The sequence below is a fragment of the Burkholderia sp. SCN-KJ genome (assembly GCF_024656005.1).
GTDB lineage: Bacteria > Pseudomonadota > Gammaproteobacteria > Burkholderiales > Burkholderiaceae > Burkholderia.
On the sequence record NZ_JANKOG010000006.1, the window covers coordinates 283,216 to 309,405 of the forward strand.

21 protein-coding genes are annotated in these 26,190 nt (G+C 68.5%); 16 read left to right on the plus strand and 5 right to left on the minus strand.

Going from position 1 to position 26,190, the window contains the following annotated elements; genetic code table 11:
* Positions 1–170: 170 nt before the first annotated feature.
* On the minus strand, positions 171–1,106 hold the full coding sequence (lhpI, locus tag NQV17_RS12885) for a bifunctional Delta(1)-pyrroline-2-carboxylate/Delta(1)-piperideine-2-carboxylate reductase (protein ID WP_257772572.1): 936 nt from the start codon (positions 1,104–1,106) through the stop codon (positions 171–173).
* A 262-nt stretch (positions 1,107–1,368) separates the two neighbouring features.
* On the opposite strand from lhpI, the gene NQV17_RS12890 reads away from it, so the two are divergent.
* The 8 genes from NQV17_RS12890 (at position 1,369) to NQV17_RS12925 (ending at position 10,204) form a co-directional block, all read left to right on the plus strand.
* Entirely contained in the window at positions 1,369–2,106 is a 738-nt protein-coding gene (locus NQV17_RS12890) for a FadR/GntR family transcriptional regulator (protein ID WP_044843075.1), read from the plus strand.
* A 121-nt stretch (positions 2,107–2,227) separates the two neighbouring features.
* On the plus strand, positions 2,228–3,349 hold the full coding sequence (locus NQV17_RS12895) for a branched-chain amino acid ABC transporter substrate-binding protein (protein WP_257772573.1): 1,122 nt from the start codon (positions 2,228–2,230) through the stop codon (positions 3,347–3,349).
* 60 nt (positions 3,350–3,409) lie between these two features.
* Complete coding sequence (gene lhpH, locus NQV17_RS12900) at positions 3,410–4,417, plus strand: trans-3-hydroxy-L-proline dehydratase (RefSeq protein ID WP_124484865.1); 1,008 nt, start codon at positions 3,410–3,412, stop codon at positions 4,415–4,417.
* A gap of 195 nt (positions 4,418–4,612) precedes the next feature.
* Positions 4,613–7,159, plus strand: a complete 2,547-nt coding sequence (locus NQV17_RS12905; RefSeq protein ID WP_257772574.1) for a penicillin-binding protein 1A — start codon at positions 4,613–4,615, stop codon at positions 7,157–7,159.
* A 78-nt stretch (positions 7,160–7,237) separates the two neighbouring features.
* A complete protein-coding gene (locus NQV17_RS12910) occupies positions 7,238–8,113 on the plus strand; it encodes a PilZ domain-containing protein (RefSeq protein ID WP_257772575.1) in 876 nt (291 codons plus the stop codon).
* Between the two features lie 211 nt (positions 8,114–8,324).
* Positions 8,325–8,654: a DUF4148 domain-containing protein gene (locus tag NQV17_RS12915; protein ID WP_124484862.1), complete on the plus strand. Its 330-nt coding sequence runs from the start codon at positions 8,325–8,327 to the stop codon at positions 8,652–8,654.
* A 216-nt stretch (positions 8,655–8,870) separates the two neighbouring features.
* Positions 8,871–9,581: a hypothetical protein gene (locus tag NQV17_RS12920; RefSeq protein WP_257772576.1), complete on the plus strand. Its 711-nt coding sequence runs from the start codon at positions 8,871–8,873 to the stop codon at positions 9,579–9,581.
* Positions 9,582–9,799: 218 nt separating this feature from the next.
* Positions 9,800–10,204, plus strand: coding sequence for a lysozyme inhibitor LprI family protein (locus NQV17_RS12925; RefSeq protein WP_044843081.1), 405 nt, complete (start codon positions 9,800–9,802; stop codon positions 10,202–10,204).
* Positions 10,205–10,273: 69 nt separating this feature from the next.
* Here the strand turns inward: NQV17_RS12925 and NQV17_RS12930 are convergent, their stop codons facing one another.
* Together NQV17_RS12930 and NQV17_RS12935 are read right to left on the minus strand one after the other, a co-directional pair.
* The gene (locus NQV17_RS12930; protein ID WP_124484860.1) at positions 10,274–10,921 is read right to left on the minus strand and encodes a response regulator transcription factor; all 648 of its coding nucleotides are present in this window, start codon (positions 10,919–10,921) and stop codon (positions 10,274–10,276) included.
* On the minus strand, positions 10,918–13,017 hold the full coding sequence (locus NQV17_RS12935) for a PAS domain S-box protein (RefSeq protein WP_257772577.1): 2,100 nt from the start codon (positions 13,015–13,017) through the stop codon (positions 10,918–10,920). The genes NQV17_RS12930 and NQV17_RS12935 overlap by 4 nt, the downstream gene beginning before the upstream one ends.
* Positions 13,018–13,347: 330 nt before the next feature.
* Between NQV17_RS12935 and NQV17_RS12940 the strand changes: the two genes are divergently transcribed.
* The 5 genes from NQV17_RS12940 (at position 13,348) to NQV17_RS12960 (ending at position 18,908) form a co-directional block, all read left to right on the plus strand.
* Positions 13,348–13,818, plus strand: coding sequence for a universal stress protein (locus tag NQV17_RS12940; RefSeq protein ID WP_124484858.1), 471 nt, complete (start codon positions 13,348–13,350; stop codon positions 13,816–13,818).
* 350 nt (positions 13,819–14,168) lie between these two features.
* Positions 14,169–14,675, plus strand: a complete 507-nt coding sequence (locus NQV17_RS12945; RefSeq protein ID WP_257772578.1) for a cupin domain-containing protein — start codon at positions 14,169–14,171, stop codon at positions 14,673–14,675.
* A 188-nt stretch (positions 14,676–14,863) separates the two neighbouring features.
* Positions 14,864–15,889 carry a DedA family protein/thiosulfate sulfurtransferase GlpE gene (locus tag NQV17_RS12950; protein WP_257772579.1) on the plus strand — a complete coding sequence of 342 codons (1,026 nt, stop codon included), beginning with the start codon at positions 14,864–14,866 and terminating at the stop codon, positions 15,887–15,889.
* A 441-nt stretch (positions 15,890–16,330) separates the two neighbouring features.
* On the plus strand, positions 16,331–17,713 hold the full coding sequence (locus NQV17_RS12955) for an amino acid permease (RefSeq protein WP_257772580.1): 1,383 nt from the start codon (positions 16,331–16,333) through the stop codon (positions 17,711–17,713).
* A gap of 259 nt (positions 17,714–17,972) precedes the next feature.
* Complete coding sequence (locus NQV17_RS12960) at positions 17,973–18,908, plus strand: universal stress protein (RefSeq protein WP_257772581.1); 936 nt, start codon at positions 17,973–17,975, stop codon at positions 18,906–18,908.
* Positions 18,909–19,440: 532 nt separating this feature from the next.
* On the opposite strand, the gene NQV17_RS12965 is transcribed toward NQV17_RS12960, so the two are convergent.
* Positions 19,441–19,851 (minus strand): hypothetical protein, encoded by a 411-nt coding sequence (locus tag NQV17_RS12965; protein ID WP_257772582.1) that lies wholly within the window; start codon positions 19,849–19,851, stop codon positions 19,441–19,443.
* Between the two features lie 595 nt (positions 19,852–20,446).
* Here NQV17_RS12965 and NQV17_RS12970 point away from each other — a divergent pair.
* Both NQV17_RS12970 and NQV17_RS12975 read left to right on the plus strand, forming a co-directional pair.
* Positions 20,447–20,701 carry a DUF3562 domain-containing protein gene (locus NQV17_RS12970; protein ID WP_124484851.1) on the plus strand — a complete coding sequence of 85 codons (255 nt, stop codon included), beginning with the start codon at positions 20,447–20,449 and terminating at the stop codon, positions 20,699–20,701.
* Positions 20,702–20,945: 244 nt separating this feature from the next.
* Positions 20,946–22,745: a methyl-accepting chemotaxis protein gene (locus tag NQV17_RS12975; protein ID WP_257772583.1), complete on the plus strand. Its 1,800-nt coding sequence runs from the start codon at positions 20,946–20,948 to the stop codon at positions 22,743–22,745.
* Positions 22,746–22,789: 44 nt separating this feature from the next.
* On the opposite strand, the gene NQV17_RS12980 is transcribed toward NQV17_RS12975, so the two are convergent.
* The gene (locus NQV17_RS12980; RefSeq protein ID WP_257772628.1) at positions 22,790–23,827 is read right to left on the minus strand and encodes a sigma-54-dependent Fis family transcriptional regulator; all 1,038 of its coding nucleotides are present in this window, start codon (positions 23,825–23,827) and stop codon (positions 22,790–22,792) included.
* A 378-nt stretch (positions 23,828–24,205) separates the two neighbouring features.
* Between NQV17_RS12980 and NQV17_RS12985 the strand changes: the two genes are divergently transcribed.
* Complete coding sequence (locus NQV17_RS12985) at positions 24,206–26,173, plus strand: ATP-binding protein (RefSeq protein WP_257772584.1); 1,968 nt, start codon at positions 24,206–24,208, stop codon at positions 26,171–26,173.
* The last annotated feature ends 17 nt before the right edge of the window (positions 26,174–26,190 follow it).

Genomic DNA, 26,190 nt, shown 5'->3' on the forward strand with positions numbered 1-26,190 from the left:
TGCGCCGCCAAAAATGAAATCGGCCGAACTGGAAGTTTGTGTAGGCCGCTTCGACGTGTTGTAGGGCGATTCCTACAACGCGTACGGGAAGGCGGCGGCGACGCCCGAGCCGCGCGGGCTGGCGTGCGTGGTGCAACCGGCAGGTTGTGCCGGTCGCCGCCGCGGTCGAATCAGCCGTGCCGGCGCGCGGCCAGCGCGTCGCGTGCCGTGCGGCACGCGGCCAGATCCCATGCGGCGCAGCCGACGGTCTTGAACAGCAGCGGGCCGCTGCGCGCGAAGGCGCCGCGCAGCACGTCGGCGAGCGACGCGACCTGCTGCCAGTCGACCTGCGCGACGATCAGGTCGCCGGCCTCGTGGCGTGCGCCGGCCGGATCGTCGACGACGAGCCGGCTGTGGCGCACGGTATCGGCGTCGATCTCGGCGGCATCCGCGGTGAACGCGCCGACCCCGACCACGAGGCGGCCTTCGCGTGCCGCTTCGCGATAGACGGGCGTGCGGCTCGTCGTCAGCGTGACGACGACATCGATCGCATCGGGAATCGCATCGCCGTCGAGCGGCGCGAGCTGCGGCGCCTGCGCGCGGTGCGCGGCGCAGAACGCGGCCGCGCTGTCGGCGCGCGAGCCGCGCACGTGCAGGCGCGCGTCCGGAAAGATCGCCGCGAGCGCGTCCGCGTGATTGGCCGCCTGCTTGCCGGTGCCGATCAGCAGGATGTCACGCGGCGCGGCGCCATGCAGCGCCTGGATGCCCAGCGCGGTAACGGCCGCCGTGCGGCGCCCGGTGACCGTCGGGCCGTCGAGCACGAAGCGCAGCTCGCCGGTCGTCGCATCGTATGCGCTCACCTGCCCGAGGATCGTCGGCAGCCCGCGCGCGCCGTTGCCGGGGCACACGTTTACGAGCTTGTGGCTCGCGAGGTCGCGCGCGCTCGACGGCATCGACAGCATCACGCCGCCGGCCTGCAGCGGCACGACCAGGCGTTCGGGACTGACGATCTCGCCCGCCGCGTATTCGGCGACGGTGTGCCTGAGCGTCGCGAGCAGCGCGGGGTAGTCGAGCAGCGCGGCCGTTTCGGCGGCGTCGAAAGAGGGAATCCGGGAGAGGGCGGTCATCGTGTCGGTCGGTTGGGGCGGTGGGCGTGGGAGACGGGCGCATCGCGCGCTCGCCACGGAGGCGGCCGGCTGTCGCGATGGCAGGCGGTCTGGATCAAATCTATACCAGTTTCCGGCCACCCGGCAAGCCGGAAAAGCCAGCGGACGGCCGATTTTGGTTCTAATATCCGTCCAGATAGGCGTCGCGCGCACCGGCGCCGGTACCGCTCCGGTATAGTGCGCCCATTCCCGATCCCCCCACCCGACCGGGCAGGAGCCCCAGATGATGTCCGCACGTCCCGAATCGCTCGAAGCCGGTTTCCGGCCGCTGCAGATCTACGAACAGGTCGCCGAAAGGATTCGCGACGAGATTCGCGCGGGGCGCTACGCGGCCGATTCGAGGCTGCCGTCGGAGCGCGAGCTCGCGGCGCTGTTCCAGGTTGGCCGGCCGGCCGTGCGCGAGGCGCTGGGCGCGTTGCAGAACGAAGGGCTGGTGTTCACGAAGCGCAATTCGGGCACCTACGTCGTGCCGGCGCCGCTCGACGTACTCGCGCAGCGCGGCGACCCGCAAGGCGCGCCCGATGCCGACTTCAGCCCGACGTCGACGCTCGACGTGCGGCTCATCCTCGAGCCCGCGATCGCGCGCCTCGCGGCCGCGCACGGTCGCGCCGATCCTGTCGCCGAAGGCTATCTCGCACAGATGGAAACCGTCTCCGACATCGACGATCCGCAGCAGCGCGCGCTGTGGAACGAGAGCGACCGGCTGTTCCACCGGCAGCTCGCGCTGATGACCGGCGACGCGCTGATCGTGAAGATCGCGGACGAAGTCGCGAAGACGATGGACCAGCCGCTGTGGAAGCGGCTGAAGGACGACGGCATCTACGACGCGGGCCGCATCCGGCTCTACGTGTCCGAGCACCGGCTGATCTACGAGGCGATCGTGTCCGGCGACGCCGATGCGGCCGCGTTCTATGTCGAGCAGCACATTCTTCGCGTGCGTCGCGACATCACGCCGAAGTAATGCGCGCCACATCACTCTGGTCTAAAAAATGACCAGAATCGCAAAAAACTTTTTGAAATTGCTTGCATGGTGACCACATGTGTCCTACATTGGTTTCACACAAAACCAATCAGGAGACACCATGCGACACTTCGTTACCGCGCTCTCGGTGGCTGTTGCCGCCGGCGCGCTGAGCGCCGCGCACGCGCAGGAAGTCGTGATGATCGGCCATTCGGCGCCGCTCACCGGCCCGCAGGCCGCGAACGGCAAGGACAATGAAAACGGCGCGCGCCTCGCCGTCGACGAGCTCAACAAGGCGGGCGTGAAGGTGGCCGGCAAGACGGTCACGTTCAAGCTGGTGTCGGACGACGACCAGGCCGACCCGAAAGCGGGCGTGCAGGTCGCGCAGAACCTGGTCGACAAGGGCGTGGTCGCGGTGCTCGGGCCGTACAACTCGGGCGTCGCCATCCCGGCATCGCGTGTGTACAGCAACGCAGGCGTCCCGATGTTGCCGGTCGCGTCGAACCCGGCACTCACGCGGCAGGGCTTCAAGAACATCTTCCGGATCGGCGCGAGCGACGAACAGCTCGGCGGCACGATGGCGACCTTCGCCGCGAAGACGCTGAACGCGAAAACCGCCGCGGTCATCGACGATCGCACCGCGTACGGGCAGGGCGTCGCCGAGCAGTTCATGAACGTCGCGAAGGCCAACGGGATCAAGATCGTCGACCAGGAGTACACGAACTCGTCGGCCACCGATTTCCTCGGCATTCTCACCAAGATCAAGGCCAGCAATCCCGACGTGATCTTCCTCGGCGGCTATGCGGCGCAGGGCGCGCCGATGGCGAAGCAGATGAAGCAGCGCGGCTTGCGCGCGAAGCTGCTCGGCGGCGACGGCATCTGCTCGGCCGACATGGGCAAGGTCGCGGGCGAGGCCGCGTCGATCGTCTATTGCGCGCAGGGCGGCGTCGCGCTCGAGAAGACGCCGGCCGGCCGCGAATTCCTGAAGAAGTACCACGACACCTATCACACGGATACGCAGGTCTACGGCGTCAACTACTACGACGGCATGAAGCTGCTCGCCGACGCGATGGTCAAGGCCGGCACGACCACCGACAAGGCGAAGCTGATCGCGCAGCTGGCGAAGTCGAACTATGCGGGCGTCGCGGGCACCTATTCGTTCGACGAACGCGGCGACCTGAAGGGCGCGCCGACCAGCGTCTACGTGATCCGCAACGGGCTGCCCGAACCGTACGCGAAGTAAAACCGCTACCGGAACGACGGCGCCGGTGCGCCGTCGTTCGTCTTCACGCTTTCGATCTTCATGAAAATTTCCCGATCCCTTTCCACCGTCGAAGTCCACACCGGCGGCGAAGCGTTCCGCATCGTCACGAGCGGGCTGCCGCGCCTGCCCGGCGACACGATCGTCCAGCGCCGCGCATGGCTCAAGGAGAACGCGGACGAGATCCGCCGCGCGCTGATGTTCGAGCCGCGCGGCCACGCCGACATGTACGGCGGCTACCTGACCGAGCCGGTGTCGCCGAACGCGGATTTCGGCGTGATCTTCGTGCACAACGAAGGCTACAGCGACCATTGCGGGCACGGCGTGATCGCGCTGTCGACCGCCGCGGTCGAGCTCGGCTGGGTGCAGCGCACGGTGCCCGAGACGCGCGTCGGCATCGACGCGCCATGCGGCTTCATCGAGGCGTTCGTGAAATGGGACGGCGAGCACGCGGGGCCGGTGCGCTTCGTCAACGTGCCGTCGTTCATCTGGCAGCGCGACGTGTCGGTCGACACGCCGTCGTTCGGCACCGTGACCGGCGACATCGCGTATGGCGGCGCGTTCTATTTCTACGTCGACGGCGCGCCGTTCGACCTGCCGGTGCGCGAGGCGGCCGTGGAGAAGCTGATCCGCTTCGGCGCCGAAGTGAAGGCCGCCGCGAACGCGAAATATCCGGTCGTGCATCCGGAGATTCCGGAGATCAACCATATCTACGGCACGATCATCGCGAACGCGCCGCGCCATCCGGGCTCGACGCAGGCAAATTGCTGCGTGTTCGCGGATCGCGAGGTCGACCGTTCGCCGACCGGCTCCGGCACCGGCGGCCGCGTCGCGCAGTTGTACCTGCGCGGCCGGCTCGCGGCCGGCGACACGCTCGTCAACGAGTCGATCGTCGGCACCGTGTTCAAGGGGCGCGTGCTGCGCGAGACGACGGTCGGCGACATCCCGGCCGTGATCCCGGAAGTGGAGGGCAGCGCGCACATCTGCGGATTCGCGAACTGGATCGTCGACGAGCGCGATCCGCTGACCTACGGTTTTCTCGTGCGCTGAGCAGCGGCGCACGGCACCGTTGTACCAGGCTTGGCGCGCGGTTCCGTTACGGGGCGCGCGCCTTTTTTGTTGTAAAAATGCACGCGCGGGCGCCGTTCGCGCAGGCCCGGGACGGCCGCCGGCCGGTGGGCGGCGCGAGTTTTGGTACGATGCAGCCTTTCCAGCAGATCCCCCACCCGCGTGAATCGCCGAAACGTGTCGTCAGTGCGTGACCTCAGTGCCAGATGGGTCGCGCGCGCCCAACCCGTCGCGGCCGCTGCCGCCGTGCTCGTCAAGCGTGTCCTGGCCAGCGCCTGGCACCATCTCCGTCATCCGACGCGCCGCGGCGTGCTGCGCGCGGCCGCCGCCGTGCCCGCGCTGTTCCTGCTGTACGTGCTGGTGCTGATTCCGTTCACGCCGGGCATCGGCGACATCCGCAAGGCGCGCGTCGACCAGCCGGCGCAGGTGCTGTCCGCCGACGGCAAGGTGCTGGCGGAATTCAAGCCGTCGAACCGCGAATGGGTGTCGCTCAAGCAGATCTCGCCGCACATGGTCGACGCGCTGATCGCCACCGAGGACCATCGTTTCTACGAGCATCACGGTCTCGACTGGAAGCGCACGGCGTCGGCCGCGCTCCATACGTTCTCGGGCAGCCGCCAGGGCGGCTCGACGATCACGCAACAGCTCGCACGCAACCTGTATCCGGACGAGGTCGGCCGCGCGCCGACGCTCACGCGCAAGGTGAAGGAGGCGATCACCGCGCTGAAGATCGAGGCCGTCTACAGCAAGGACCAGATCCTCGAGACCTACCTGAACACGGTGCCGTTCCTGTACAACGCGTACGGCGTCGAGATGGCCGCGCGCACCTATTTCGACAAGTCGGCCGACGAGCTCGACGTGCTCGACAGCGCGACGCTCGTCGGGATGCTGAAGGGCAACAGCTACTACAACCCGGTGCTGAATCCCGAGCGCGCGCTGCAGCGGCGCAACACGGTGCTCGGCCAGATGGTGAAGTACGGCAAGCTGTCGCCGGCACAGTTCGCGCAGTTGCAGCGCCGGCCGCTGCGCATCGACTTCGAGCGCCAGAAGGAGCCGCCGGGGCCCGCGCCGCACTTCGCGCAGCAACTGCGCAAATGGCTGATCGGCTGGGCCGACCGCAACGACTACAACATCTATTCCGACGGGCTGATCGTGCGCACCACGATCGATTCGCGTCTGCAGCAGATGGCGACCCAGGCGCTGACGCTGCAGGCGAACCAGCTGCAGGGCATCGCGAACAATGCGTGGAGCGGCCGCGACGGCTGCGGCACCGACAACGAGGTGTTCCGCACCTTCATGCGCGAGTCGCCCGAATACAAGGCCGCGCAGGACGCCGGCAAGAACGATGCGGCCGCGATGAAGCAGCTCGCCGCCGACCGCGGCTTCATGCGCGTGCTGTGCAAGGCGAAGACCGACGTGCAGGCCGGCTTCGTCGCGATCGATCCGCGCGACGGGCAGATTCGCGCGTGGGTCGGCAGCCGCGACTTCACGAACGAGCCGTTCGATCACGTCGCGCAGGCGCGGCGTCAGCCGGGCTCGACCTTCAAGCCGTTCGTCTATGGCGTCGCGTTCGCGAACGGGATGAAGCCGGACGACACCTTCATCGACCAGGCGGTCGAGATTCCGCTGAAGGGCGGCGAGATCTGGCGGCCGAGCGACGACGCGCCGCCGACGGGCAAGCCGATGACGCTGCGCGACGCGGTCGCGCTGTCGCGCAACCGGATCACCGCGCAGGTGATGGAGAAGGTCGGTCCGGCGGCCGTGGCGCGGTTCGCGCGCGACATGGGCGTGCGCGAAAGCCCGCTCGAGCGCGTGCCGTCGCTTGCGCTCGGCACGAGCCCCGTGACGCTGAAGGAGATGGTCGCGTCGTACGCGACGATCGCGAACGGCGGGCTGTACGTCGAGCCGCAAATGGTGACGCGCATCGAGAACCGCCGGGGCGAGGTGCTCGCCGAATACGCGCCGGCGCCGCCCGAGCGCGCGCTCGACGCCGAAACCGACAAGACGCTGCTCGACGTGATGCGCGGCGTCGTGACGCGCGGCACCGGCAGCAGCATCCGCACGCGCTTCGGCATTCGCGGCGACGTGGCCGGCAAGACCGGCACCACGCAGGACAACGCGGACGGCTGGTTCATCCTGATGCAGCCCGGGCTGGTGGCCGGCGCGTGGGTCGGCTTCGACGACGGCCGCGTGACGCTGCGCAGCGACTACTGGGGGCAAGGCGCGCACAGCGCGCTGCCGATCGTCGGCGACTTCTTCCAGCGCGCGCAACGCGCCCGGATCGTCGACACGAAGCTGAAATTCGACACCGAGCCGTCGCCCGGCTGGTTCGCGTCGGTGCGCGAACGGGTGACGGATCTGGTCGACGGCTGGTTCGGGCCCGAGCCGAAGCAGGCGGCGGCGCCCGTCAGGACGCAGCGTATCGAGCGTGAGCCGGAGGCGGACGCAGCCGCGGCGTCGGCCGCATCCGGCGCGTCGGCGCCCGAGGCGGCATCCGGCGGCATCGTCGAGGAATGGGTGCCCGCGTCCGAGGTGGCGGCATCGGCCGCTGCATTGTCGGCGTCGCAGCCGCCGGTCGCGCAGCCGCCGACGGCGGGTGGCAACGCGACGAGCCCGGGCAACGCCGGTGGCGGCCTCGGCTCCGCCCCGGCCGTCGCGCCTTCCGCTACGCCGGCGCCGACACCGACACCGGCTTCACCCGACGCGACCAGCGGTTCGGAGTAACGAGCCGTTCAGATTTCGCGCGAGGCTGCCGTAATAACGTTGTCACGACAGCTCGCGCGGTCGCTCCGCGCCTTTCCGATGCGGCTCATCACCGATCACGTCGCGCTCGCGCGCGACGACATCTCCGCCGGCGTCCCGCTCGGCTTCGATCTCTACGATGCCGGCGGCGCCGCGCTGCTGCCCGCCGGCACGACGCTGCGCGATCCCGCGCAGCATGACTTCCTGTTCGATCACTTCCGGCCGGTGCGCCGGCGCGATGACGCCGAGCCTGCCGCGCCGGCGCACGACACCGTGCCGGCGGCCACGCGCATGGGGCTGTCGGCCGGCGCCGCGATCGGCATCCGGCGGCGGGTCGGCGCGACCCGCGTGCTGCAGCGCTGCCGGTTGATCGGGGTCGGCGCATCGGGCGCGCTGTTCGTCGAGCCGCAGCCGGCGGTCGTGCTCGAGTTTGCCCGCGGCGACGACGTCGAGGCGGTCGCGATCGGCCGGTCGGCCGTGTCGCGCTTCGGTGCGACGGTCGAAGCGGTGCAGGCCACGGGCGCCGCGCCGTTCATGGTGCTCTCGCCGCCGGGCTTCGTCGACCGCTTGCGCACGCGCGCGGAGCCGCGCGTGCCGGTACGGATCGCGGCCCGCTGCACGGGCGGGCCGGCGCAGGCCGACGGCATCGGGATCGTGCGCGATCTCAGCCTGAACGGACTGTCGATCGCGCTCGACCGGCCGCTCGCGGCGGCCGGCGAGCCGTTGCGCGTGCAGTTGCCGTATGCGGACGAGGACCGTGTCGCGCTGCTGACGCTCGACGGGACGGTGCGTGCGGTGCATGGCGATCCGGCCGGGTCGGGCTGGACGCTTCACCACGTGGCGTTCGACGAAGTCGCTGCCGCCGACCGGATGCGCCTCAAGGCGCTGCTGTTCGACCTGTCGTCGGGGGCGGTGGAGGCGGAGCAGGTCCGCTGATGTGTCGAACGCGCCGCAGCCTATTGGCTGCGGATGCGGCCATAATCATCTGACGATTCGATCGAATGCGTGGAAATTGTACGGATTCGGTCAACAGTGAATTTGCGATTTAAGTATTTACCCTGATAGCCGTGCCGCCTAGACTTTCACTCATGCGCAACGACTGCCCAGTCCGAAGCGCCTGACAAGACAAATCTGGAGGTAACGCATCATGAAATCGCTGATCAAGGCAGTTGCACTGGCCGCTCTGGTGGCCGCACCGGTCGTCTCCTTCGCTCAATCGAACCAGCAGCCGCTGACGCGCGCGCAAGTGCGTGCCGAGCTGGCCCAGCTGGAAAAGGCCGGCTACAACCCGAACGACTGGATCAACTATCCGGAAAACATCCAGGCCGCACAGGCGAAGATCGCGGCAGCCCAGAACACCGGTGCGCAGGCTGATGCAACGGGCTACGGCGCGAACCCGGCGGCGACGTCGCAGTCGGGCCAGCGCGTGACCGTGCCGGCCGCAGCCGATCGTTCGTCGGTGTACTTCGGTCACTGAGCTTGTCGCGCCGCGGCGGCCTTTGCGACCGCCAGCGAAGCCGCAATAAAAAAACCCGCACTCGGCTCGAGGGCGGGTTTTTTCATTGGGGCACGACGGCGTTCCCCTTTCGATCATCAGGAGGACGCGGGAGTCGGTCCCGTGCCAAACCCTGTCGAATGCGATGCCTGACAGGGATCTTTTCACGTTGCATCGGTAGAGTAAGATTCCTGCGGAATGGACGAGACGGCTTCAATCAACGGGAAAGCGATGCGCTTGTATTCGGTCAGCGGAACGGTATCAAATTTGCGCTACTCGATCGAGAAGTATTCGCCATCGAAGTTGCGCAAGTTCGAGGAAAGGGCAACGGAGCTCGCTCCTGTGTTGCTTGCGTCCATTGGCGAAGGCGGTATGGCACTAGCCAGTGCAACGGCGCACGATTCCGACCGAAATCGCCCCGAACCGGCCGAAGGCTACTGGATCGAGATGGAGGTCGGCGGGCGAGCGCTCAAAGGCTGGTTCGACACTCTCTCGTTCGAGAATGGCGGGCATGTGGACGCTGTTTTCGATAAAAGCGGATTGCTGATGGCGGTCAATAATCCGCAGGCGAGACTGGTCGTATTCAGGCCGCCTTGCCCTGAAGGCCTGAAACCCGTTTTCAACAAGTCCATGCTTTACGTTTGCCTCGGGGTGACTTTGTTTTTATTTTTTGGACAAGCCGTACTTTATGCATTCGCACTGCCCGCTTGGGGCGAGTTTTTCGAGTTGATGCCGTTCGTGCTGATAATGTCGGCGCTGGTTGTGGCTCTGCTGGTGTTGCTGGCCTACCGGGACGAATTGATTAGCGGGCGTCGCACCAGAAAGATCCTCAAACTGCTCGGCCTGTCGGGTAGTGTGAGCGCGTTGAAGGCGGAACGCATCGGAACCGGCTACGCGTACCGTTACTGACCGCTTTTGTCCGCACCGCCGAACGGCGCTTGAACCATTGATTTCGGTGCGTGCACCGTCGTTCCGTCAAACGAATCCCACGCTTCAGTCCGACACCCGCTGACAACCATTCGCGCGTGCGCTAGCATCGCGATCGGTGTTGCCGTGGCGCAGCGGCCGATGCGCGACCAATCCGGCATCACGTTCCACGACTTCAACGAAAACAAACAGGAGCATCCATGCGTGTCTTGACCGGTCTGCTGTGCGCGCTGGCGCTGACGGCGAACCTTGCCCACGCACAGGCAAATTGCGCGGACGCGACGGATCAGGCGGCGATGACGGCATGTGCCGATCGCGCGTACAAGAAATCCGACGCGGAGCTGAACCGCACCTACCAGGCCGTCACCGCGCGCCTGCGCGATGCGAAGCCGCTCGCAGAGAAACTCGTGAACGCGCAGCGCGCGTGGATCGCCTACCGCGATGCCGAATGCAACTTCTCCAGCGCGAATGCCGAAGGCGGCAGCGCCTATCCGATGGTCGTGTCGACTTGCCTCGACGATCTGACCAGGACCCGCACCGAGACGCTGAAGAGCTATCTGTCCTGCGAGGAAGGCGATCTCGCGTGCCCGGTGCCGGCGAAGTAACGGCTGCGCGACGTCCGGCGAGCTCGCAGCGCGCGTCGCGCGGCCGGCATGGTTCGCCGGCCCGTTCGCCTAGACGTCGTCCGTTTCGTCGAGCAGCTTGTGCCGCAGCGCGTAGCGGACCAGCGCCGCTTCGTGCGGCATCTGCATCTTTTCCAGGATCCGGGTCTTGTAGGTGCTGACCGTCTTCGCGCTGACGCACAGCGCCTGCGCGATCTCGGTCAGCGTCTGCCCGGCGGCGATGCGGCGGAACACGTCGAACTCGCGATCGGACAGCCGCTGGTGCGGCAGCGTCTCGGCCGGCTCGTTCAGGCTCTGCGCGAACTGTTCGGCCATCGCGAGGCTCACGTAGACGCCGCCCGACGCCACCTTGGTCACCGCGCCGACCAGTTCGGCGCTCGCGCTTTCCTTGGTCAGATAGCCCGACGCACCGGCGCGGAACGCACGCACCGCGTATTGCTGTTCCGCGTGCATGGTCAGCACGAGCACGCGCAGCGCGGGTTTCTCGTCCTTGATCTGCTTGATCAGTTCGACGCCGTTGCGCCCCGGCATCGACAGGTCGAGCACCAGCACCTGCGCAGGCGTCGACCGGATGAGCGCGATCGTCGACGCTCCGTCGCATGCTTCGCCGGCTACTTCGAATCCGGTGGCGTTCTGGAGGATGTGCCGCAGACCGTCGCGCACGAGCGTATGGTCGTCGGCGATGAGCACCTTGATCATGTGAGGGTGGTTTCCTGTTGTACGGAACCGAGCGGGAATGCGACGGTGATCGAGAAGCCGCGCGCGAGCGCGGTGTCGATCGTCACGCTGCCGCCCAGCATGTGTGCGCGTTCGCGAATGCCGATCAGGCCGAAAGATTTGTCCTCGTGGGCGGTGCCGACCGGTGCCGCGCCGCGGCCGTTGTCCGCGACGCGCAGCACGCAGAAGCCTTCCTCGATGTCGAGGCGCAGCGCGACGCGCGTCGCGTCCGCATGGCGCGCGACATTCGTCAGCGCTTCCTGGACGATCCGGAACAGCGTGGTCGCCCCCGCGCTGGTGAACGTGAGGCCGCCCGTCTCGATGTGGCGCTCGACGTCGATGCCGTAGCGGTTCGTGAAGTCGTTCGCGAGCCACTCGATCGCCGGCACGAGGCCGAGATCGTCGAGCATCACCGGGCGCAGGTCGGCCGCGATGCGCCGCACCGACGCGACGGTCGCGTCGATCAGCCGGCGCATGCCCTGCAGGTGCGACAGCACGCCGACTTCGGGTTGCGCATGCCCCGGCGTGCGCAGTTGCTGCTCGATGACCGACAGGTCCATCTTCAGCGCGGTGAGTTGCTGGCCGAGGTCGTCGTGCAGTTCGCGCGCGATGCGGGTCTTTTCCTCTTCGCGCACGTTCTGCAGGTTCGCCGAGAGTTCGCGCAGCTCCTGGCGCGACTGCTTCAGCGCATTCTCGGCACGCTGCCGCTCGGTGATGTCGCGCAGCATCACCGTATAGAGCTTGCCCGACGCATCGCGGATCTGCGAGATCGACGCCTCGAGCGGGAACTCCTCGCCGTTGCCGCGCAGCCCGAACAGCACGCGCTGGCGGCCCATCTGCCGCTCCGACACGCCCGTCACGCCGAACTGGTCGACGTGCTTCGCATGCGCGGCACGAAACCGCTCGGGGATGAAGCGCGACAGCGGCGCGCCGATCGCCTCCATCGCCGACACGCCGAAGACCTGTTCGGCCATCGGGTTGAAGATCACCACCGTCTGCTTCTCGTCGATCGTGATGATCGCTTCCATCGACGAACGGATGATGCCCATCATCCGCGCCTCGTTCAGGATGCCGCGGCTGCTGGCGCCCGTATCGGCGTTGCCGGCGCGGCCGCGCAGCAGCGCATGGACGAGCGCCGCGAACGCGAACGACGCGATCAGCCCCGCGGCGAGCACCGTGCCGGCCGCGCGCTGCGCGCCGGTCGCGCTCGGGCGGCCGTCCGCGGAATAGGCGAGCTTCAGCACGGTTCCGCCGAAATTCAGCTGGTCGGTGCGCCGCATCAGGTCGGGCGACGCGGAGGCTTCGTCGGTCGTCGTCTCGGCGCTCGCGATCGGGTGCGGATCGTCGCCCGCGCTCATCCGCAGGTCGAGCCCGCGTTCCGCGTCGAGCGCGCGCTCGACCAGGCGATTCGGGCTCACTTCCGCGAACAGCACGCCGTCGGCGCCGGCGTCATGGGCGACGGCCGTGCGCGACGAAGCCGTCGCGGGGACGAACAGCGTGAGGGTGCGCGCATCGCGGGACGTATCGGTGTCGGCCGGATGGATGCCGAGTGCGATATCGCCGGTCCGCAGCGCGCGCGCCAACGGTGCCTGGTCCGGCGCGCCGAAGCGCACGCCGGCCGAGCTCGACGCCGGCGCAACGAGGGTGGCCACCGCGAGCGGGCCGGCCGGCATCGGCGCGTGGCCGGCGAGGGCGCCGCGCGTCGCGGTCGACAGCGGCGCATAGCCGAGCTGCCGGATCGGCGAACGTCCGCTGTCGAGATCGAGCGTGTCGGCATACCGTCGCCATTGCTCGGCGGTGATCTGCGGCGCAAGCGCGAATGCGCCGCGCGCGCTTTCAAGCACGGCGACGCTGCCTTGCAACTCGTGGCGCAGCGTCGCCGTCACCTGCGTCGTGCGGCGTTCGAAGCGCGTATGGACGGCGCCTTGCCACTGCTCGCGCACGAGCAGCGCGACGCCGAGCGACAGCGCGGCGCCGGCGAACAGCGTAACGACGCCAGCCGCGAGCGGCTGGCGTAACATGATCTGGAAACGCGCGGGCCCTCGGGCGTCACGCGACGGGGTTCCACTGACGGTCATTCGATGGCCATTCTGGTGTCGGGGCCGCCCGTGGCACGCGGGCAGCGCGGCAAAACCGGGAAAAACCGGGAAAAACTCGCACCGGCCGCGTGCGACGTCTATTTTCAAGATGAAATTGTGCGCGTTTTACGCGTTTTTTGTAATAGGGTCAGCTAAAAATGAGATAGCCGGGCGGTGTAGCGGGCGTCCCGGCCGCATTTGACGCGCGTCAACGGGCGCGTCGGCACGTGGGGCAGACTGTTCGGCAGGCGAGCCGGCATCGGGCCGGCTTGCGGTGACGGGGACGCCGTTTGCGCGATGCGCGACGGGTGCCCGGTCGGAGGGGGGACCATGTACAAGCGGATTTTCGTCGGGCTCGATGGCAGCCCGAGTGCGCGTCTCGCGCTGAACGAGGCAATCCGGATCGCGGCGGCATCCGGCGGCGAGGTCACGTGCGCGTATGTCGTCGAGCACCGGCCGCAGCTCGTCGACGTCGATGCGGGATTTGCGGCCGAACGCGATGGCGACGCGGCGGCAACCGCTGCGGCGACACCCGTGCTCGACGACGCGAAAGCAGCGCTCGCGCAGCGGCAAGTGGCGGGCACCGTACGCGCGATCGACGCGTACGGCGAGGATGTTGCCGCAGTGCTGATGCGCACGGCGGCCGAGGTCGGCGCGGATCTGATCGTGATGGGGACGAGCGGGCGTCACGGCCTGCGCCGACTGCTGCTCGGCAGTGTCGCGGAATCGCTGCTGCGCGCGGCCGACCGGCCCGTGCTGCTGGTGCGGCACGACGAGCCGGCCGCGGCGGCGACCGCGTGACGGGGCGGTACGGCACCGACGCGTGAGCGGCGGCGGGCACGGGGCTGCCGCGCGGACGCCGGCGTGATGTGGGTTCGATGGTTCGTCCGTTGCATCGATCGCCATGCCGCGCATCCGCTGCGCCGCAACGGCGGTGTCACGTCGCGCCGGTTGCATCGTGGCCCGCACTTCTGGCAGCATCGACCGGCGTTCGCTTCATCGTCGCGCGCCGCGTTCCGCGCGCGACCCGGTCGCCGCGTGCATGGCCGCGGCGATCGACGCAGCGGCACGCGACGTCGGCCGATCGCATCGTCGATCGGACGGGCCGTGCGTCGCGTGTCCGGTTCACTCCTTCACCGACGTCATCCGCCATGCCGATCTCCGCCGCCGACCTGATTCAACAGTTCGATCTGCAACCGCACCCCGAGGGCGGCTATTTCCGGGAAACCTACCGCGCGGCCGATACGGTCGTGCGTCCGGCCGACGGCGCGCCGCGTGCGGCGTCGACCGCGATCTACTACCTGTTGTGCGACGGTGCGTATTCGTCGTGGCATCGGATCCGTTCCGACGAAGTCTGGCATTTCTACGCGGGCGATCCGCTCGAAGTGTGGGTGCTCGACGAGCGCGACGGCCTGACGATCCACCGGCTCGGCAACCCGCTCACGCACCCGGGCACCGTATTCCAGGCGGTCGTGCCGGCCGGGCGCTGGTTCGGCGCGCGCTGCGCGTCGCCGGAGCACGTCGCGCTCGTCGGCTGCACGGTCGCGCCGGGGTTCGAGTTTGCGGAATTCGAACTCGCGGACGCGACGGCGCTGGCCGCCGCGTTCCCCGAGTATGCGGAATACGTCGCGGGGCTCGCGCAGCGCTCCGACGCATGAGTGCGCCGGCGGCCATGCCGGCCGCCCCGAACCGCTTTCGACGACAGTCGTTCCACGCGGCCCCGGCCAAACCCGTTTAGAATGCACGGTGGTGCAGGATCGGCCGCGGACGTGCCGCGGCGATCGCTGCTTGCCGTATCGACGGCCGCCCCCGTCGCACGGTCCGCATGTCTTCCAGGAGCGCCGCCGTGTGGCACTTTCCCATCGCGATTCCCTCGTCGCTCGGCCCGTGGGCCGTGTTCGCGAGCGTACTGATCACGCAGCTCGGCGTGCCGGTGCCGGCCGTGCCGATGCTGATCCTCGGCGGTACGATGGCGGCGATGGGGCAGGCGTCCTGGGCGAGCATGTTTGCGGCGGCGATCGGTGCGGCGATGCTCGCCGATTCGCTGTGGTTCTTCATGGGCCGCACGCGCGGCCGGCGACTGCTGAACGGGCTCGTGCGATTCTCGCTGTCGCTCGACACGACGCTGCGCTTCGCGCGTAATGTATTCGAAAGATACGGCGCGCCGCTGCTCGTCCTCTCCAAATTCCTGCCTGGCCTCGGCCTCGTGTCGGCGCCGCTGCTCGGAACGACCGCGATCGGCGTCGGCGTGTTCCTGTTCTGGGATCTGGCCGGCGCGTCGCTGTGGGCCGCGTTCTGGCTCATCGGCGGCGCGGCCGTGCACGACCAGATCGTCCAGTTCGTGCTGTGGGTGCGCGCGAGCGGCGGCACGATCCTCGACGCGTTCCTCGCGATCTTCATCACGTTCCTGCTGTACCGCTGGGTGCGCCGCGTGCAGTTTCGCCGCTACCTCGCGCAGGTGCGCATTTCCCCGCCGCAACTCGTCGAGATGATGACGTCGAACGAGCCGCCGCTGATCTTCGATGCGCGGCCGCGCGCGATCCGCGAACGCGAGCCGTACCGGATTGCCGGTGCGGTGCCGGTCGATCTCGATTCGCCGGACCTGCTGGATCCGGAGTTGCTGAAGCGGCCGATCGTCGTGTATTGCGTGTGCCCGAACGAGGCGACCGCGAAGCGCCTGATCGCGAAGATGCAGCGCAAGAAGATGCTGCACAACATCAAGGCGCTGAAGGGCGGCCTCGACGCGTGGGAGAAGCACGGCTATCCGGTCGAGCCGCTGCCGGCCGATCTCGATTCATCGAGGTATTTCGTGCGGCCGGAACATGCGGCGCTCGCGGGCGAATATACGGTGCGCGCGACGTTGTCGAAGTGAGTCGCGCGCGGAATGCCGCGCACATGCCGATTTCGCCTCCGATTTCACGCTTCCCATTTCCGGGAAAATCGGCTGGCGCGAAACCTCCGATTATTCTTATAATCCCGCCTGCATATTGCGTGCGCTTGATTGCGCACATTCGACGCGCGTTCGTTCGCGCCGAAAGCGATTGATCCCGTTGCCGCCTGCCACGCTCACAGCCGTGTCGCACGGGCCGCATGGGCGTATTCCGTGAAAGGCCCGATCCGTTTTCCGGATTGTTCCGGAAAATGCCGATAATCAACGGTAATTCCAATCGGAGTGACGCAGTATCCGCAGCGTTTTTCATCAGAAAAACGGTAGCGGGGATTTTTCGTTTTCGGTTTGCCGGTATCGGCATGAACGGTCGCGCATTGACATCGACAATGACGGCGGCCCGTTCGCGGCTGCCAGGAGACGGACTTGAAACAACCAGAAGACCAGCTGCACCGCGGGCTGGAAGAGCGGCACATCAACCTGATGGCGCTCGGCGCGACGATCGGCGTCGGCCTGTTCCTCGGCTCGGCCGCCGCGATCCGCACGGCCGGCCCGGCCATCCTGCTGACCTACCTGCTGGGCGGCATCGCGATTTTCCTGATCATGCGCGCGCTCGGCGAAATGGCGATCACCAATCCGGTCGCCGGCGCCTTCAGCCGCTATGCGCGCGACTACCTCGGCCCGCTCGCGGGCTACCTGACCGGCTGGACCTACTGGTTCGTGTGGATCGTCACCTGCATGGCGGAAATCACCGCGGTGGGCGTCTACATGCACATGTGGTTCCCCGGCGTGCCGAACTGGGTCTGGGCGCTGGCGGCGCTCACGGCGATGGGCGCGGTGAACTTCATCGCGGTCAAGCTGTACGGCGAATTCGAGTTCTGGTTCGCGCTGATCAAGATCGTCACGATCGTGCTGATGATCGTCGGCGGCGGCCTCATGATCGCGTTCGGCATCGGTAACGGCGGCGTCGCGACGGGCATCTCGAACCTGTGGGCCCATGGCGGCTTCATGCCGAACGGCATCGACGGCGTGATCGGCGCGCTGCCGATCGTGATGTTCGCGTATCTCGGCGTCGAGATGCTCGGCCTCACGGCCGGCGAGGCGCGCAATCCGGAGAAGTCGCTGACGAAGGCGGTGAACTCGGTGTTCTGGCGCGTGCTGATCTTCTACATCGGCGCGCTGTTCGTGATCATGTCGCTCTATCCGTGGGACCAGATCGGCACGCAGGGCAGCCCGTTCGTGATGACGTTCTCGCGGCTCGGGATCCCGGCCGCCGCCGGCATCATCAACTTCGTCGTGCTGACCGCGGCGCTGTCGTCGTGCAACAGCGGCCTGTTCAGCACCGCGCGGATGCTCTACAACCTCGCGCAGCAGGGCCAGGCGCCGGCCATGCTCGGCCGCGTGAATCGCAACGGCGTGCCCGTGTACGGCGTGGCCGTGTCGGTCGCGCTGCTGCTGATCGGCGTGCTGCTCAACTATCTCGCGCCGCAGCACGTGTTCACATGGCTGACGTCGGTGTCGACGTTCGGTGCGATCTGGACGTGGTGCGTGATCCTGATCGCGCAGATGCGCTTTCGCCGCACGCTGTCGGCCGACAGGATCGCGCGCCTGCCGATCCGCGTGCCGTTCTATCCGCTCGGCTCGTTCGTCGCACTCGGGTTTCTCGCGCTGGTCGTCGTGCTGATGGCGTTCTCGCCGGATACGCGCGTCGCGCTCGTGATCGGCCCGGTGTGGATCGTGCTGCTCGGCATCGCATACGCGGTGTTCCATGCGAACCGGGCGGGCGCGCCCGCGTCGACGAAGTCGTAAGCCAACCGGCCGAAAGTCGCCGCGCCGCGCGCCGCACAGGCGTGCGCGACGCATCGCGGCCCGCATGGGTATTGATCGCGATCATGCACGTGCGGGCCGGACGACATATGCTGTCTGAATCGCTTGTCCGCGCTTCGCGTGGCCGCACGCCGATCCGCGCGACCGCGTCGGCCGTCCGTCCGCCATTCGTCGTTCGCCGCTGCCCGCGCGAAGCTCCGGTCGTCGTTCGCGACGACGCGTCCGCAAGGAGGCTTTCGCCATGCCATCCACCCCGACCATCGCGCCGCTCGCGCGGATCTCGCTGGCCGTCGATCTGACGCCGGAGTCGCTGTCCGCCGCGCGCTACACGCGCACGCTGTTGCGTCCCGGCATGCAGGTGCGCATCGTCTGCGCGATCGACAATCCGCGTCTCGTGCTGCCCGACATCCCGCGCGTCGACGCGCTGCTGACCTCCGCGCGCGAGGAGATGACGCGCGAAGCGCAGGCGACGCTCGAACGCATCGCGGCACTGTTCGCCGGCAGCGGCGTGGGGATCGAGCAGACGATCATCGATACGTCGCTCACGGGCGGCACGGTGGCCGATGCACTCGCGAACGACACGTCGGCATGGCGCGCCGACGTGCTCGTGGTCGGCGCCAATCCGCACCATGGGCTGCTGCGGCTCGTCGAGGGGGCGGTGTCCGACACGCTGGCCGCGCGCGCACGCTGCGCGCTGCTGATCGTGCCCGCCGACTATGTGCGGCCGTCGGACGGGCCGCTGCAGCGCCTGATGTTCGCGGTCGACGGCAGCGAGCCGTCGCTGCACGCGGTGCGCGTCGGGCTCGGCTTCGCGGTGCCGACGACGCTGCTGTACGCGGCCTATGTCGTCGATCGCGCGGTTCGTCTGACGGATCTCGTGCCGGTGCGCGCGCTCGAGGATGCATATCGCGCGGAGGGCGAGGAGGCGCTGGCGCGGATCGGCCCGCTGTTCCATGCAACGGGGAACCCGACCAAGCGCGGCATCGTCGAAACCCGTCCGACCAGCGACGACGTCGCCCATGCACTGATGCGCGACGCGGTGCACTGGCATGCGGAACTGCTGGTGGTCGGCACGCACGGCCGGCGCGGCATCGCGGCCTGGCTGATCGGCAGCGTGGCGCGCCGGGTCGCGCATCTCGCGCAGGTGCCGGTGCTGCTCGTGCGCGAGGCCGCGTGAAGATTGCGCTGCGACGAATGCGAAGCGGCCTTTCGTTGACCTGCATCAGAAACGTCGCGCGCTTCGCATGAGACAGTCACATGACGTGCGTGTGCATGCGGCGGATGGTCTGTCGTCCGTACCCGACGCCGCGATCCGACACGTCGGTCCGGAATCGCGCGAACCGGCGCGTGTCCGATGCCGTTGCGATTCAGCCGATTTCCGTAGCCGTGCCGCGCAGCGCGTCGCGCATCGGTCGATCACGAACTCTCCGGCACGAGGGTAGGCAGCCTGCGGCTGCCTTGGACAACGGACGGGGTGCATTGCACCCCGTCCGCTTTCCTGGCCCCGTGCAGACTCTTTTCCTCGCAGGGATTGTCTTCGTCGATGTCGCCGTATGGAACGGCGCGTGATGCCACGCGATCGAGCGATCGCGGATTCGGTGTGGATCGCGGCATGCGCTGCGCGTCCGGCGCGATGCCGCAGCCCTCACGCGGCCGCGTGCGGCGTCGGCTGCGTAACGGCCTTGCGTTCAGTCCCCGCGTTCAGGCCTTTACGCGGCGCGAGGCGCTCGCAGGTCGCGCTGGCGATGCGCGGCGCGGCAGACGCGTGCATCGCGACGCACGCCATGCAGTCGGCCTTGTCCGCCCAGCGTGCGATTGCGCAGCCGCGGCCAGCCGGGGCGCGTCTTGCGGCGCGGCCTCACGATGACCGTTGCGCCGGCACCGGCCCGCGCGCGGAGCGCCGCGGCGAACCGCTGCAGCGCGAGCACCGATCCCGCGACGCTCTGGTATTTTTCGCGGCCGATCTGCCCGTCGAGCGTGACGAGCAAGCCCGATTCGCGCGCGAGTGCAAGTAATGCGTCGAGATCTTCGAGCGGGCGGATTACGGCCGGCACGGCGGGCGCGGACAGCGTGCGCGTGCGCCGCTGTCCGTCCCGCGCCGGGAAGTTGCGATGAATCATGATTGGTCTCCCTGCGCCCGACCCCGCGTGCCGGCTCGAGGGCCGGCTGAGCGATGACCGGGTATGAACGCATCGTTCATGGCATCAGTATCCGCCGCGGAAGCTGCGCTGCCAATCGGTGCGTGCTGAAGTCGCTGTCAGACATTGCGTGCGAGGTATCGGAATCCGCTGACACGCCGGACCGGCGAGCGGCCGCTGCGGCGCGAGGCGGGCAGCGGGCAGGCGCGATGTGCGGCGCCCCGATCCGGTGCATTCGAACAGACGAATCGCGGCCGGCATGCGTCGCTTGACGCAGGACTTTCGCCGGTCTAAGGTCCCACACTGCATCGGCGTTGCGCGACGGTTCATCGTCCGCGCGATCGGCGGTGCCGCGCCTCGGGGTGGCGTGACAATCCTTCCAGTCGTTCGCGGGCCACGGGCGCCGCGAACCCTGCGCGCGGGCCGGTCCGGCGACGGATCGGCGCGGCGGCACGCAAGGTGCCGTTGATCGCGCGCAACCACGCTTCGGCGCATCGTACGCCGGGCGGCTGTCCAGCCTTTAATCTGCCGGTAGCGTCATTTTTCCTTTCGTTCCTCGACCGTCAGGAGCCCGTCGATGTCACAGGACAATTTGCTTGATGCCTTGAAGGCCGTCGCCGCAGAGCGCGCGATCGGCGCCGATCAGTTGCGCACGATGCTCGACGATGAAGTGCGAGCGCTGTCGTCCGATGCCCGCGTGCACGATTACATCCACGTGTTCGCGATCCGCCACCTGCGCGAACGGATGCGCAGGCAGGACGAACTCGAGCGCGACACGCCGGCCAGTACGCCGCGCGACGAGCCGGATACGCGTACCGGCCGGCGTCTGTAAGGGACGAGGAGCACGACCGGCGCCGCGGTGCCTCATGACAGCGGCAGGCCCCTGAGCGCCGCGCGCGCCTCCGGCACCAGCACCGCTGCACGCATGCGTACCGGCAACGCGCCTGCCTGCCGGTCGCGCCTTTATTCATATATTTGACCGAATCGACACAACGGCCTCAAGTAAGCGGCGCGGATGCCGTTTACCCGGTGAATTCGTCCACCGGGCGTTCGCGCTCCCTTACCGAGTCGTTGCCATGTTCTCGTCCATCCGCACCCGCATCCTAGCCGCGTGCGTCGCCATCGTCGTGTTCGCGCTCGTCGCCACCACGCTGATCAATTACTTCATCGCGCACGCGTACAACGACGACGCGATCGACCGCAACCTGACATCCGTCGCGAGCGGCCACGTGGTCGGGATCGGCGACTGGGTCGCGACGAAAAGCCGGATGATCGCGTCGTTGCAGGACGCCGCGCTGTCGCCCGATCCGCTGCCGGTGTTCAAGCAGATGGCCGCGGCGGGCGGCTTCACGAACGTCTACGCGGGCTATGCCGACAAGGTGTTCCATTTCTCCGACCCGACCGGCATCCCGCCCGACTACGACCCGACCGGCCGTCCGTGGTACAAGCAGGCCGCCCAGGCCGGCAAGCCGGTCGTCACGCCGCCGTACGTCGATGCGGGCACCGGCAACCTGGTCGTCACGTTCGCGGTGCCGATCCTGCGCGACGGTGCACTGAAGGGCGTCGTCGCTGCCGACGTCGCGATGGACAGCGTGATCGCGAACGTGAAGTCGATCCACCCGACGCCCGCGAGCTTCGGGATGTTGATCGACAGCAGCGGCCACGTCGTCGCGCATCCTGACGCGAAGCTCACGCTGAAGCCGGTCGCCGACGTGTCGCCCGACCTCGGCGGCATGAGCGCCGCGACGCTGGCGGCGTCGAGCGCGCCGGTCGAAGTGCACGTCGGCGGCGACGCGAAGCTGGTGCGCGCGCAAGCCGTGCCGGGCACCGACTGGTACGCGCTGGTCCTGCTCGACAAATCGGAAGCGACGGCCGGGATGCGCTCGCTGCTGACCGCGTCGCTGATCACGCTGGTGGTGATCGTCGGCGTCGCGTCGCTGATCGTCGGCGCGATCACGACGACCGCGTTCCGCCGCCTGTCTCAGGTGCGTCAGGCGATGGCGTCGATCGGCTCGGGCACGGGCGACCTGACGCAGCGCCTGCCGGCCGACGGCCGCGACGAGGTGGCCGATATCGCGCGCTCGTTCAACAGCTTCGTCGACAAGCTGAACGACGTGATGCGGCAGATTCGCGACGCGAGCGAATCGGTGCGCACGGCCGCGAACGAAATCGCCGCGGGCAACCAGGACCTGTCGTCGCGCACCGAATCGGCGGCGGCGAGCCTTGAGGAAACGGCCGCGTCGATGGAAGAGATCACCGCGACGGTCGGCCAGTCGGCGGCCGCTGCCGGCCAGGCCGACGAACGCGCGGCCGCGGCGTCGCGGATCGCGTCGCACGGCGGCGTGGTCGTATCGGACGTCGTGTCGACGATGGAGAAGATCGAGGAAGCGTCGGGCCGGATCGGCGACATCATCGGCGTGATCGACGGGATCGCGTTCCAGACCAACATCCTCGCGCTGAACGCGGCCGTCGAAGCGGCGCGTGCCGGCGAGCAGGGCCGTGGCTTCGCGGTCGTCGCGCAGGAAGTGCGCAGTCTCGCGCAACGCAGCGCGCAGGCCGCGCGCGAGGTGAAGGTGCTGGTCGAATCGACGGTGGCAAGCGTGTCGGCCGGGTCGGGGCAGGTGCGCCAGGCCGGCGAGACGATGCGCGAGATCGTGTCGAACGTCGCCAACGTGACGACGATCATCTCCGAGATCACGCACGCGGCGGACGAGCAGACGCGCGGCATCCAGGAAGTGAACCGCGCGGTCACCCAGCTCGACGAAATGGTGCAGCAGAACGCGGCGCTCGTCGAACAGTCGACCGCGGCCGCGACCGCGCTGCAGACGCAGGCGAACGCGCTCGCGACGACGGTCGGGCAGTTCAAGGTCGCATGACCTGCGCCGGTTGACGGAGGGCGGGCCGCGGCGCGCGGCGGCGCTCAGGGGCGGCCGTCGTCGCGCATCAGCGCAAGCCGGTTGTAGAGCGTCTTCAGGCTGATGCCGAGCGCTTTCGCGGCTTGCGGCTTGTCGCCGTCGAAGTGCTGCAGCGTCGCGGCGATGAAACGTTGCTGCGCATGATGCAGCGTTGCGCCGAGCGGCAGCGCCATCGCGTCGTCCGACGTGTAGTCGGGCGGCACGGCCGGCTTCGGCAACGCGACGTCGATACCGTCGTCCGCGAGGATGTACGCGCGCTCGATCGTGTTGTGCAGCTCGCGCACGTTGCCGGGCCACGAATAAGCGCGCAGCGCGGCGATCGCCGCGTCGGTCAGCCGCTTGTGCGAGCGGTGCCGCGCGTTGAGCGCATCGACGAACTCATGCGCGATCGCCTCGACGTCGCCGCTGCGCTGGCGCAGCGGCGGCACATACAGCGCGAACGCGGCGAGACGGTAGAACAGGTCCTCGCGCAGCCGGCCGTCGCGCACGGCATCGGCCGGATTGTGGCGGGTCGCCGACAGGATGCGCACGTCGAGCGGAATCGACTCGGTGCCGCCGACCCGCACGATCGTGTTCGATTCGAGCGCCCGCAGCAGCTTCACCTGCAGCGACGCGGGCATCTCCGCGATCTCGTCGAGCAGCAGCGTGCCGCCGCATGCGGCTTCGAAAAAACCCTCCCGTTGCGCGATCGCGCCGGTGAAGCTGCCTTTTTCGTGACCGAACAATTGCGCTTCGGCGATGTCCGCCGGAATCGCGCCGCAGTTGACGGGCACGAACGGCCCGTCGCGTCGCGCGCTGAGGTCGTGCAGCCGGCGCGCGACGATATCCTTGCCGACCCCGCTTTCGCCGGCAATCATCACGCTGGCGCGGGTCGGAGCGATTTTCTCGATACGGCCGAGCAGCGTGCGCATCGCCGCGGATCGGCCGGACAGCCGGCGCGGGTCGGCGCCTTGCTTCGGACGGTTTGCGGATTCAGCCATAAGCGTCGGCGGGCCGTTTTGAAAATCGGCACCGCACATCCCCTTCATTGCAATATCTATCATCGACAGCGAAACCGCACGGAAGGTGCCGCGATTTAGAAATTTACAATGTCCGGTGCGCGGATCGAAGAAATACGCGATCACAGGGGCACGATGCCGACCGGCGGCAGCCGGCGCCGCCTGCTGATGCTTTTTTGCAGCCGTCTGAGGAAAAATCGCCAGTCGGCAACACCCCGCATGCCGCGCAAACGCGGCAGGGCGGCCGAGCGACGCGACGCGGCGGCCCGCGCGGCGCGGCTGCGCGGCGAAGCCGCCGCGCGGCCGTGCCGCGGGTACGCGCGTTGCGCCGGCCCTTAGGCTCGCCCCCGAACGCTCGACGGCATGCCGACCGCCGAGGCGGGAGCCGTCGAGCGACGGTCGCCGGGGCGATGCAGGGAAACGATGAGGATCTCTACCCGTGAATTGTTCCGGCAGGGCGCATGGGTCGTGCTGGCCGTCGGGGCGGCGTCCGCGCTGCAGGCGTGGGCGATGCACGTCGTCGGCGTGCATGCACCGTTTGCACAGCTGCCTTTCTACGCCGGTGTTGCGGCTGCGGCCTGGCTGACCTCGTTCGGCGGCGGCTTGGCCGCGACCGCCGCGAGCGCGGTCGTGATCTGCGCGTTGGGGTGGCGCGGGGTGCCGCTGCCCGCGCTGCTCGCGCAGGCCGGCGCCTTCGTCGCGATCGCCTTCGTCGAATGCGTGCTCGTGGTGGTCGTCAAGCCGCTGCTCGCAAACGATCGGCTGCGCGGCGCCGAGGATGCCGAAGAGAACGGCGCACGCCCGCCGCGCCGCGAACCGGCGCCTGCGTCGCGCTCGCTCGACGACATCCTGCTGCGCCGCGTGGTCGATGCGTCGCCCGACGCGATCGTCGGCGTCGATACCGTCCGGCGGATCACGAGCTGGAACCCGGCGGCGCGGCGCCTGTTCGGCATCGATGCCGCGGCGGTGATCGGGCACGACGTCACGACGCTGATCGCGCCGCGCTGGCTGCGCTTGCATCCGGTTCCCACGTCGTTCGCGAACGCGCGCCCGCCCGCAGGCCCGCTCGACATTCTGTGCCTGCGCCACGACGGCGGCCGCTTTCGCGCGACCTTCGTGGCGGCGCCGATCGTCGACGCGCAAGGCAACTGCACCGGCCTGTCGATGACGCTGCGCGAAGCGCGCGAACGCCGCCGCAGCGAGCGGCGCAACCTGCGTTCGTTACGCGGTGCCCGCGACGCGCGCGTGCAGGCCGACGAGTCGAACCGGCTGAAGGACGAACTGCTCGCCACCGTATCGCATGAACTGCGCACGCCGCTGAACGTGATCTACGGCTGGGTCGAGGTGATGCGCAGCGCCGACGGCCAGAGCTTCGCTCACCAGGCGATCGATGCGATCGACCGCAGCGCGCGCTCGCTGTCGCGGATGGTCGGCGACCTGCTCGACGCCTCGTCGCTCGCGACGGGGCGGATGCGGCTCGAGCGCGCGCCCGTCGATCTCGTGCGCGTCGTGCGGGAGGCGGTGCGCGAACTCGGCGCGACGGCGGAGGCGAACGGTCTCGAACTGTCGACCGCGTGCGCGATGTCCAACTGCGTGATCTCCGCGGACGGCGAGCGGGTGCGCCAGATGCTGTCGAACCTGCTGTCGAACGCGATCAAGTTCACGCCGCCGGGCGGCAGCATCAAGGTGTCTCTGACCCGGGCCGGCGCGCGCGTGCGGCTGTCGGTCGCCGATACCGGCCAGGGCATTTCGGCGGAACGCCTGCCGCATCTGTTCGATACGTTCAGCCGGCCGGAAGGCGCGTCGGCCTCGCCCAAGCGCGGCCTCGGACTCGGCCTGTCGATCGTGCGCAACATCGCACGGCTCCACGGCGGCGAGGTCACGGCGGCGAGCGATGGCACCGGGCGCGGCACGACCGTGACCGTGATGCTGCCGGTGGACTGTGACGCCGACGTGCCGAACGGCCAGCCTTTACGGCCGAGCGGTGCGTCGACGGCGGTCGCGCTCGACGGCCAGCGCGTGCTGGTGGTCGATGACGATGCGACGTCGCGCGCGAGCCTCGCGGCGGCGCTCGAAACGCTCGGCGCGCAGGTGTCGACCGCGCAATCGGGGCACGACGCGCTCGACGTGGTCGCGCGGCAGCCTCCGAGCGTCGTGCTGTCGGATCTAGCGATGCCGGACGGCGACGGCTTCTGGCTGCTCGACCACATCCGCCATTTGCCGAACGGCAGCGGGAGCCTGCCCGTCGTCGCGGTGACCGCGCATGCGGGTGCGGCGGACCGGAACCGCGTGATGGCCGCCGGCTTCGACGCGTATCTGTGCAAGCCGGTCGACATGTCGACGCTGGCCAGGGTCATCGTGGACGTGTCGACCGCCGGACGGCATCGCTGACGCACGGCGGCCTGCGC

What these genes read in the sequence shown, in the direction of transcription:
- lhpI (WP_257772572.1), bottom strand. Translation starts at nt 1,106, where the DNA reads ATGACCGCCCTCTCCCGGATTCCCTCTTTCGACGCCGCCGAAACGGCC.
- NQV17_RS12890 (WP_044843075.1), top strand. Translation starts at nt 1,369, where the DNA reads ATGATGTCCGCACGTCCCGAATCGCTCGAAGCCGGTTTCCGGCCGCTG.
- NQV17_RS12895 (WP_257772573.1), top strand. Translation starts at nt 2,228, where the DNA reads ATGCGACACTTCGTTACCGCGCTCTCGGTGGCTGTTGCCGCCGGCGCG.
- lhpH (WP_124484865.1), top strand. Translation starts at nt 3,410, where the DNA reads ATGAAAATTTCCCGATCCCTTTCCACCGTCGAAGTCCACACCGGCGGC.
- NQV17_RS12910 (WP_257772575.1), top strand. Translation starts at nt 7,238, where the DNA reads ATGCGGCTCATCACCGATCACGTCGCGCTCGCGCGCGACGACATCTCC.
- NQV17_RS12915 (WP_124484862.1), top strand. Translation starts at nt 8,325, where the DNA reads ATGAAATCGCTGATCAAGGCAGTTGCACTGGCCGCTCTGGTGGCCGCA.
- NQV17_RS12920 (WP_257772576.1), top strand. Translation starts at nt 8,871, where the DNA reads ATGGACGAGACGGCTTCAATCAACGGGAAAGCGATGCGCTTGTATTCG.
- NQV17_RS12925 (WP_044843081.1), top strand. Translation starts at nt 9,800, where the DNA reads ATGCGTGTCTTGACCGGTCTGCTGTGCGCGCTGGCGCTGACGGCGAAC.
- NQV17_RS12930 (WP_124484860.1), bottom strand. Translation starts at nt 10,921, where the DNA reads ATGATCAAGGTGCTCATCGCCGACGACCATACGCTCGTGCGCGACGGT.
- NQV17_RS12935 (WP_257772577.1), bottom strand. Translation starts at nt 13,017, where the DNA reads ATGACCGTCAGTGGAACCCCGTCGCGTGACGCCCGAGGGCCCGCGCGT.
- NQV17_RS12940 (WP_124484858.1), top strand. Translation starts at nt 13,348, where the DNA reads ATGTACAAGCGGATTTTCGTCGGGCTCGATGGCAGCCCGAGTGCGCGT.
- NQV17_RS12945 (WP_257772578.1), top strand. Translation starts at nt 14,169, where the DNA reads ATGCCGATCTCCGCCGCCGACCTGATTCAACAGTTCGATCTGCAACCG.
- NQV17_RS12960 (WP_257772581.1), top strand. Translation starts at nt 17,973, where the DNA reads ATGCCATCCACCCCGACCATCGCGCCGCTCGCGCGGATCTCGCTGGCC.
- NQV17_RS12965 (WP_257772582.1), bottom strand. Translation starts at nt 19,851, where the DNA reads ATGATTCATCGCAACTTCCCGGCGCGGGACGGACAGCGGCGCACGCGC.
- NQV17_RS12970 (WP_124484851.1), top strand. Translation starts at nt 20,447, where the DNA reads ATGTCACAGGACAATTTGCTTGATGCCTTGAAGGCCGTCGCCGCAGAG.
- NQV17_RS12975 (WP_257772583.1), top strand. Translation starts at nt 20,946, where the DNA reads ATGTTCTCGTCCATCCGCACCCGCATCCTAGCCGCGTGCGTCGCCATC.
- NQV17_RS12980 (WP_257772628.1), bottom strand. Translation starts at nt 23,827, where the DNA reads ATGATAGATATTGCAATGAAGGGGATGTGCGGTGCCGATTTTCAAAAC.
- NQV17_RS12985 (WP_257772584.1), top strand. Translation starts at nt 24,206, where the DNA reads ATGAGGATCTCTACCCGTGAATTGTTCCGGCAGGGCGCATGGGTCGTG.